Source organism: Cupriavidus basilensis (genome assembly GCF_029335485.1).
GTDB classification, from domain to species: domain Bacteria; phylum Pseudomonadota; class Gammaproteobacteria; order Burkholderiales; family Burkholderiaceae; genus Cupriavidus; species Cupriavidus basilensis_E.
Map to the genome: position 1 here is coordinate 1 of NZ_JARJLM010000002.1, position 8488 is coordinate 8488.

At 67.0% G+C, this 8488-nt stretch carries 10 protein-coding genes; 4 read left to right on the forward strand and 6 right to left on the reverse strand.

Annotated features, from left to right (window positions below):
• Window positions 1–107 precede the first annotated feature (107 nt).
• Window positions 108–1301, reverse strand: coding sequence for an acyl-CoA dehydrogenase (locus tag P3W85_RS00125; RefSeq protein WP_017230680.1), 1194 nt, complete (start codon window positions 1299–1301; stop codon window positions 108–110).
• A 202-nt stretch (window positions 1302–1503) separates the two neighbouring features.
• Here P3W85_RS00125 and P3W85_RS00130 point away from each other — a divergent pair, with 202 nt between their 5' ends.
• On the forward strand, window positions 1504–2319 hold the full coding sequence (locus P3W85_RS00130) for an IclR family transcriptional regulator (protein ID WP_017230681.1): 816 nt from the start codon (window positions 1504–1506) through the stop codon (window positions 2317–2319).
• 61 nt (window positions 2320–2380) lie between these two features.
• Here the strand turns inward: P3W85_RS00130 and kynA are convergent, their stop codons facing one another.
• Genes kynA through kynB form a run of 3 tightly spaced genes read right to left on the reverse strand, consistent with a single transcriptional unit; the run spans window position 2381 to window position 5239 of the window.
• A complete protein-coding gene (kynA, locus tag P3W85_RS00135; RefSeq protein ID WP_035817567.1) occupies window positions 2381–3262 on the reverse strand; it encodes a tryptophan 2,3-dioxygenase in 882 nt (293 codons plus the stop codon).
• A gap of 25 nt (window positions 3263–3287) precedes the next feature.
• Window positions 3288–4544, reverse strand: coding sequence for a kynureninase (gene kynU, locus P3W85_RS00140; protein WP_276263268.1), 1257 nt, complete (start codon window positions 4542–4544; stop codon window positions 3288–3290).
• A gap of 38 nt (window positions 4545–4582) precedes the next feature.
• Window positions 4583–5239 (reverse strand): arylformamidase, encoded by a 657-nt coding sequence (gene kynB, locus P3W85_RS00145; RefSeq protein WP_276263269.1) that lies wholly within the window; start codon window positions 5237–5239, stop codon window positions 4583–4585.
• 162 nt (window positions 5240–5401) lie between these two features.
• Here kynB and P3W85_RS00150 point away from each other — a divergent pair, with 162 nt between their 5' ends.
• Window positions 5402–5884 (forward strand): Lrp/AsnC family transcriptional regulator, encoded by a 483-nt coding sequence (locus P3W85_RS00150; RefSeq protein WP_276263270.1) that lies wholly within the window; start codon window positions 5402–5404, stop codon window positions 5882–5884.
• Window positions 5885–5899: 15 nt separating this feature from the next.
• On the opposite strand, the gene P3W85_RS00155 is transcribed toward P3W85_RS00150, so the two are convergent.
• A complete protein-coding gene (locus tag P3W85_RS00155; RefSeq protein ID WP_276263271.1) occupies window positions 5900–6355 on the reverse strand; it encodes a MarR family winged helix-turn-helix transcriptional regulator in 456 nt (151 codons plus the stop codon).
• A gap of 19 nt (window positions 6356–6374) precedes the next feature.
• Complete coding sequence (locus P3W85_RS00160; RefSeq protein WP_017230687.1) at window positions 6375–6929, reverse strand: flavin reductase family protein; 555 nt, start codon at window positions 6927–6929, stop codon at window positions 6375–6377.
• Window positions 6930–7098: 169 nt separating this feature from the next.
• Here P3W85_RS00160 and P3W85_RS00165 point away from each other — a divergent pair, with 169 nt between their 5' ends.
• Window positions 7099–8205 (forward strand): peptidase M29, encoded by a 1107-nt coding sequence (locus P3W85_RS00165; RefSeq protein WP_276263272.1) that lies wholly within the window; start codon window positions 7099–7101, stop codon window positions 8203–8205.
• Window positions 8202–8488 (forward strand): alpha/beta fold hydrolase (locus P3W85_RS00170; RefSeq protein WP_276263273.1); only part of this gene is annotated, 287 nt, incomplete at its 3' end. The genes P3W85_RS00165 and P3W85_RS00170, both read left to right, overlap by 4 nt.

Genomic DNA, 8488 nt, shown 5'->3' on the forward strand with positions numbered 1-8488 from the left:
AAACGATGGGCTCGCCCGTCGTCTCTCCTTGGTAGTGTGCTTGGCCCGGCTTTGCAGCCGGGCCTTTTTCGTTTTGCGGGAGAGCGGGCTGGTCCGGGTTCCGGGCCTTAGAAGAAGGCCTGGATGCCGGTCTGGGCGCGGCCCAGGATCAGCGCGTGGATGTCATGGGTGCCTTCGTAGGTGTTGACCACCTCGAGGTTGACCACATGGCGGATCACGCCGAATTCGTCCGAGATGCCGTTGCCGCCCAGCATGTCGCGCGCCACGCGGGCGATGTCCAGCGACTTGCCGCAGGAATTGCGCTTCATGATGGAGGTGATTTCCACCGCGGCGGTGCCTTCGTCCTTCATGCGGCCCAGGCGCAGGCAGCCTTGCAGGCCCAGCGTGATCTCGGTCTGCATGTCGGCCAGTTTCTTCTGGACCAGTTGGTTGGCCGCCAGCGGGCGGCCGAACTGCTTGCGGTCCAGGGTGTACTGGCGCGCGGTGTGCCAGCAGAATTCGGCGGCGCCCAAAGCGCCCCAGGCGATGCCGTAGCGGGCCGAGTTCAGGCAGGTGAAGGGGCCCTTCAGGCCGGACACGCCAGGCATCAGGTTTTCTTCCGGCACGAACACCTGGTCCATGACGATTTCGCCCGTGATCGAGGTGCGCAGGCCCACCTTGCCGTGGATGGCGGGGGCCGACAGGCCCTTCCAGCCCTTTTCCAGGATGAAGCCGCGGATGGCTTCCTTGCCGTCGTCGCCGACCAGCTTGCCCCACACCACGAACACGTCGGCGATGGGCGAGTTGGTGATCCACATCTTGGCGCCGGAGAGTTCATAGCCGCCCGCGACCTTCTTGGCGCGCGTGACCATGGAGCCGGGGTCGGAGCCGTGGTTGGGCTCGGTCAGTCCGAAGCAGCCGATCCATTCGCCGGTGGCCAGCTTGGGCAGGTACTTCTGCTTCTGCGCCTCGCTGCCGAATTCATGGATCGGCACCATCACCAGCGACGACTGCACGCTCATCATCGAGCGGTAGCCGGAATCCACCCGTTCGACTTCGCGCGCGATCAGGCCGTAGGCCACGTAGTTCAGGCCGGGGCCGCCGTATTCCTCGGGGATGGTCGGCCCGAGCAGGCCGAGTTCGCCCATTTCACGGAAGATCTCGACGTCGGTCTTTTCATTGCGGAACGATTGCAGCACGCGCGGCGCGAGCTTGTCCTGGCAGTACGCCAGGGCGGCGTCGCGCACCATGCGTTCGTCGGCGCTCAGTTGCTGGTCCAGCAAGAGGGGATCGGCCCAGTGGAATTCGGCGTTGGCAGCCATATTACGTCTCCTTCGATAGTGCAGGTCGGGATGGGCAGCCTCGCGAGCCAGCCCGGAATTCATCAGATATCGGCGCATTCCGCGGTCCGCCGAGGATTTATTCGGTTCCGCATTGCGGAACTCTGTTCCGATGATGTAGTATATCGCAATGCGCGGTCCGTGCAATAGGCGCGTGCCATCATCCCATTCGCGGAGACCTCTCTTGGCTACTGAATCGCAAGCTACGCCCGCTGCGGATGCCGCCAGCGTCACCCCGCGCGAAAGCGATCCCAATTTCGTTACCGCGCTGGCGCGCGGCCTGGAGTTGCTGCGTTGTTTCCGCACCGGCGAATCGATGCTGGGCAATCAGGATTTCGTGCGCCGCACCGGTTTCCCCAAGGCGACCGTGAGCCGGCTTGCCGGCACGCTGGTGCAGCTGGGTTATCTGCGCTATGACGATAGCCTCGGCAAGTACGCGCTCGATGCCGGCGTGCTGGCACTGGGCTATTCCTACCTGTCGGCGTCCAATGTGGTGACGCTGGCGCGCCCGCATATGCTGGCGTTCGCCCAGGCTTACGGCGTCTCCGTGTCGCTCGGCAAGCGCGAGCGGATGGAGGTGATCTATCTGGAGTCGATCCGCAACGATGCCGGGGTGATGCTAGGGCTCGGCGTGGGGTCGCGCCTGTCGCTGGTGTCGAGTTCGATGGGGCGCGCCTATCTGGCCGCTTTACCGGCAGCCAGGCGCGAGCGGGTGCTGTCGGAGTTTGCCGTGGCCTATCCGGAGCAATGGAAGATGCAGGAGGTGGCCATGCGCGCGTCGGTGGCACAGGCTGCGGCGCAGGGCTACGCGGCATCCTTCCGCGACTGGCACCCGGCGATCCATGCCTGCGCGGTGGCATTCCGGCCGGTGGGCGAGAAGGAACTGCACATGCTGAGCTGCAGCGCATCCTATGGCTCGGTCGACGAAGCCGTGTTCCACGACAGGCTGGCGCCGGCGCTGCGCGCGCTGGCGGGACGGTTGTCCGACCCGGCGTCCTGATACCGGCGAGCGTTCCGGTACCGGCCGGGGCCGGTACCGCACGGCTTCGCTGGCGCGCCGCTCAGAGATCGGTGCGCAGTTTCCAGAGTTCGGGAAACAGCACCACGTCGAGCATCTTGCGCAGGTAGCTCACGCCTTCCGTGCCGCCGGTGCCGCGCTTGAAGCCGATCACGCGCTCCACGGTGGTGACGTGGCGGAAGCGCCATTGCCGGAAGGCGTCTTCCAGGTCGACGAATTTCTCGCCCAGTTCGTACAGCTCCCAATGCGCCTCGGGCTGGCGGTAGACCTCTAGCCACGCGGCCTCCACCGAGGCATTCTCGCCGGCCGGCTGCGTCCAGTCGCGCTCGACGCAGGCCGCATCGATGGCAAAGCCGCGCCGCGCCATCAGGCGGATCGCCTCGTCATAGAGCGAGGGCGTGCGCAGCGCCTCTTCCACCAGCGCCAGGTGCTGGGGCTGGTGCGCGTGCGGGCGCAGCATGGCCGCGTTCTTGTTGCCGAGGATGAACTCGATCTCGCGGTACTGGAACGACTGGAAGCCGGACGACATGCCCAGGTAAGGCCGCATCGCCGAGTATTCCGGCGGCGTCATGGTGGCCAGGACATTCCATGCCTGCACCAGCTGCTCCATGATGCGCGACACGCGCGTCAGCATCTTGAAGGCCGGCGGCAGCTGGTCCTGGCGCACGCACTCGCGCGCGGCGCGCAGCTCATGCAGCGCCAGCTTCATCCATAGCTCGCTGGTCTGGTGCTGCACGATGAACAGCATCTCATTGTGCTCGGGCGAGAGTGGATGCTGGGCGTTGAGAATCTGGTCCAGCGCCAGGTAGTCGCCGTAGCTCATGTCCTTGGCGAAGTCCATCTGGGCATCGTGCCAGCTGGCGGCGTCGCCGCTGGTTTCTTTCACGCCCGCGCCCGACATCGGGCATCCCTTGTTGGTGCTCATTGTGGTGCTCATTGCGTGCTCCTGCTCAGGTCACCTGGCCACGGGTCTGGTGACGCTCGGCCTTGTAGCTGCCGCTGTCGAGCACGTCGCGCATGATCTCGACCGCATCCCACACGTCGGTGAAGCTGGTGTACAGCGGGGTGAAGCCGAAGCGGGCGACGCGCGGCTCGCGGTAATCGCCGATCACGCCGCGCTCGATCAGTGCCTGCACCAGGGCGAAGCCATCGGGATGGGCAAAGCTGACATGGCTGCCGCGGCGCGCATGGACGCGGGGCGTTACCAGTTCGAGCGGGTGATGGCCGCAGCGTGCTTCCACCAGCGCGATAAAGAGATCGGTCAGCTGCAGCGACTTGGCACGCAGCGACTGCATATCCGTCTGGGCAAAAATATCGAGGCCGCACTCGACCATGGCCAGCGACGCGATAGGCTGGGTGCCGCACAGGAAGCGGGCCACGCCGGCGCGGGGGCGGTAGCCGGGTTCCATCGCGAACGGTGCGGCATGGCCCCACCAGCCGGACAGCGGTTGCCAGAAGGCGTCGCGCAGTGCGGGCGCGACCCACAGGAAGGCCGGCGAGCCGGGGCCGCCATTGAGGTACTTGTAGGTGCACCCGACCGCGTAATCGGCCTTGGACGCGTTAAGCGCCACCGGCACCGCGCCGGCCGAGTGGGCCAGGTCCCACACGGTGAGCACGCCGCGTGCGTGGGCCATTTCGGTGATGCCAGCCATATCCAGCATTTCGCCGGTCTTGTAGTTGACGTGGGTCAGCATCAGCACGGCGGTGTCTTCGCCGACCGCTGCATCGATTTCCTCGGGGGCATTCACCAGGCGCAGCGAATAGCCCTGCTGCAGCAGATCGGCCAGTCCTTGCGCGATATAGAGGTCGGTGGGGAAATTGCTGGCCTCCGACACGATGATCTTGCGCTTCGGGTCGCGGGTCTGCTGCACGCGCAGCGCGGCGGCCAGCACCTTGAAGAGGTTGGCCGAGGTGGTGTCGGTCACCACGACTTCGTCCTCGGCGGCGCCGATCAGCGGCGCCAGCATATTGCCCAGGCGTTGCGGCAGCTCGAACCAGCCGGCGGTGTTCCAGCTGCGGATCAGGCCCGTGCCCCATTCTTCGCTCACCACCGCTGCGGCGCGCGCGGCGGCGCTGCGCGGGCGGGCGCCCAGGGAGTTGCCATCGAGATAGATCACGCCGTCGGGCAGCGCGAATTGTTCCCGCAGGTGGCGCAGCGGGTCTTGCTGGTCAAGTGCGAGGCATTGCTCGCGGGTCGGTGCGTTCATGGGTGAGAGATTGCTTCGGGGGAGGTGGTTCGGCTTGTTCAGGGCAGGCTGCGCAACACGGCGCGCACCGGGCTCGCATCGAGTCCGGCAAAGCGCAGGGGCAGGGCGATCAGTTCGTAGTCGGCTTCGGGTACCGCATCGAGCACCAGTCCTTCAAGGATGGCGAGCCGATGCCGGCGCACCATGCGATGGGCGTCCATGGTCTTGGATTCCTGCGGGTCCAGCGAGGGCGTATCGATGCCGACCAGCATCACGCCATGCGCGGCGAGCAGCGCGATGGTGTCGGGCGCGACGGCACAGAATGCCGGATCCCACTGCGCCAGCGGCGCCTGGCGATAGGTTCGCAGCAGCACGCGCGATGGCGCGCCGGCCAGGGCATGCTCGATATGGCGGGGCTCGACCAGCGGGGCCGCGCCGATGCAGTGGATCACCCGGCAAGGCCCGAGATAAGGCGCCAGGTCCACCGCGCCGATCGGCGCGCCGTCGGCGGCGTAGTGCAGCGGGGCGTCGGCATGAGCGCCGGTGTGAGGCGACAGCGTGATGCGGCCGACATTGACGGGGCAGTGCGCGTCCATCTGCCACGCCGTCTCCTGCCGGAAGGGGGTGTCGCCAGGCCAGACGGGCGTGTCGGGCGAGAGCGGAGGGCTGATATCCCACAGCTGGCGCTGGATCTCGGGGGCGGGGCGGTTGGTCATTGGCGGGTGGCGCCGGTGGCCGGCGTTCCAGGGCTCTTCAAGGAGCGGATGACGGCATGATAGTCAATATTCCGGGCAAGAGGCTTGCTAATTGACCCGCTGATCGCGATGGAATTCGCATAGAATTTCACAGATGGAGCCAATTATGGAAGAATCTGCGAAATGAATCTCGATCCCATTGATTTACGCATCCTGACCTGCCTGCAGGAGAACGGCCGCATCAGCAACCAGGACCTCGCCGACCGCGTGGCGCTGTCGCCGTCAGCCTGCCTGCGGCGGGTGCGTCTGCTGGAAGAAAACGGGGTGATCGGCGGCTACCGCGCATGGTTCGACCCGGAGCGGCTGGGCCTGGAACTGGAGGCGATCGTGCAGGTGTCGATGCGGCCGGAAACGGAAGGGTGGCACGACACCTTCAACGCGGCGGTGCAGGCCTGGCCCGAGGTCGTGTCCGCCTACATCATCACCGGGGACAGCAACTACATCCTGCGGGTGCAGGCGCGCAACCTCAAGCATTACTCGGATTTCATCGTCAACCGGCTCTACCGCACGCCCGGCGTGATGGACATCCGCTCGAATATCGTACTGCAGCGGATCAAGACCGACGGCTCGCCGCTGGCGGTGATCAAGGGCGCGCCACAGGCGTAAGCCACGCGCCCATCGTCAGCGCGGCGCGTGCAGCGCGATCAGCCGGCGCAGGGTGTCCTTCAACTGCTCGGCCTGCTGCGCGCCGAAGTCATCCAGCACCTGCTGTTCGTGCGCGGCGGCCTGGGCCAGCAGCGCGCGGGCACGGGCGCGGCCGCGCGGGGTGATCGAGACCAGGGCATGGCGGCGGTCCTGCGCGCCGTTGCGGCGGGCGACGAGACCACCGGCGGCCATGCGGTCGATCAGCTTGGTCAGGGTGGGCTGCTTGGTCAGCGTGATGTCGGCCAGCGCGCCGATGGTGCATTCGGGCCGGTCGGCCAGGGTGGCGAGCACGCGCCACTCGGGCACGGAGAAGCCCGCCGCCTCCACCTGGCGGTGGAACTCGCCCGACACCAGATGGCTGGCCCGCGCCAGCAGGTAGGGCAGGTAGCCGTCCACGAAGGCGGGCGAGGCGGGGTGGCTTGAATCCGTCATGGCCGCATGCGCCGGCGCTTCAGTCCGTCAGCGGGTCGGTGGTGGCAAAGCGGCCGTCGTGGAACACCAACGGGTTGCCCGCGTTGTCGTGGACCCCGCAGCGCTCCACCTCGCCCACGAAGATGACGTGGTCGCCTTCGTCATAGCGGCTGCGGTTGTGGCATTCGAACCAGGCCAGCGCATTGGCGAGGATCGGCAGTCCGTTCTCCGAGAGGCGATAGTCGACGCCGGCGAAGCGGTCGCCCTTGAGCGTGGCGAAGCGCTGGCACAGGTCCAGTTGCGAGGCCGACAGCACATTGATGATGTAGTGCGAGCCGTCGCGGAACATCGGCAGGCTGTTGGCGCGCGTGGCCATGCTCCACAGCACCAGCGGAGGGGCTAGCGACACCGAGTTGAACGAGCTGGCGGTGATGCCCACGAAGGGTGCGCCCGCTGGCGAGCCGGGAGCCGCGCGGGTCGTGATCACCGTCACTCCGGTGGCGAACTGGGACAGCGCGCGCCGGAAGTGCAGCGTATCGAAATCGGGAGAAGCGGCCTTGCCGGTGACGCTCGGCGTGGCCTCAGGCATGCCCATAGCGCGGGTTCCACTGGGATCCATGAAATTTCATATATTATTTGCGCCAGCGACAAGAATCACAAGCACAAGCTAAAGCGTCCGGCAGGAGGCTTCGGTGGGCTGGCGCACCAAGGCCGCCCCCGGGACCATGCCAGGACCGCGGCAGGATCGCACCAGGAGGAGACCAATGCTCATCGAGCAGATCGAACACCGCTGGCTGGCCGCTTTTCGGCGCAACCTGGAACTGTGCGCCCTGAGCGCCCAGGAAGTGGTTGGGATTGTAACGGAGTCCCAATCCCGACTCGTCAATGTGGAGTTGGCGGAACTGGCGGTGCAAGCGCTGGGCGCCACGCCCGTGCGCATCCGGGTGCCGTCCCCGGCGCTCCAGGCGCCCGCCCCGGTGCGCTCCACCGGGGCCAGCGATGCCTTGCGGCAACTCGCGCCGGTGGTAGCTGCCCTGCAGCGCTGCCACCTGGTGATCGATTGCACCGTGGAGGGTCTGCTGCACGCGCCCGAACTCCCTTTGATCCTGCAAGGCGCGGACGGCATCGTGCCGCGGCTGCTGATGGTCAGCAACGAACATCCCGAGATCCTCGAGCGCTGCCTGCCCGACCCCGCGCTGGAAACGGGAGTGCGGGCCGCGATGAAGCGCCTGCGCGGCGCGCGCGAGATGCGCGTGCATTCGGCGGCCGGCACCGAACTGCGGGTCGGACTGGCAAGCGCGCGCGTGGGCGGGGTGTGGGGCTACTGCAGCAAGCCAGGCCAGGTAGCGCACTGGCCGGGCGGCCTGTGCCTCGCCTTCCCGTCCGGCGGGCAGGTCAACGGCACGCTGGTGCTGGCCCCCGGCGACGTCAACCTGACCTTCAAGACCTACCTGCGCGACACCATCGTCTGCCATATCGAGGACGACTATATGGTCGGCATCGAAGGGCAGGGCGTGGACGCCGACATGATGCGCGGCTACTACGCGGCCTGGGCCGACAGCGAGGGCACGCGCGATGCCTACGCGGTGTCGCATGTCGGCTGGGGCATGAACGCGCGGGCGCGCTGGGATGCCATGGCCTTTTATGACAAGCGCGACTGCAACGGTACCGAGCTGCGCGCCTTTGCCGGCAATTTCCTTTATTCCACCGGGGCCAACGAAGTGGCCGGCCGGCATACGCTGGGCCACTTCGACCTGCCGCTGCGCCATTGCACGATCACGCTCGACGGCGTGAGCGAAGTCGAAGCGGGCCGGCTCGCCGGCCCGGCCACGCCGCCGGCGGGCAACCCATCCAATCAGGCAGGCGCATGAACGCGAACGCAAGCACGAACATCCAGACCTTCCCGAACGGCGTGGCCGTCGTCTCGCAGGGCACGGGCCCGGTGGCGGTGGTGATGCTGCATGGCATTGGCGGCGGCAAGGCAGCCTGGCCGGCACAGCTCGACGCGCTGGCGCGAGCGGGCTACCGGGCGGTGGCCTGGGACATGCCCGGCTATGGCGACAGTGGCCTGATCGATCCTTACGATTTCGCCGGACTGGCGCGGGCCTTGCAGCCGGTGCTCCAGGCCGAGCGCGATGCAGGCCGGCGCATCGT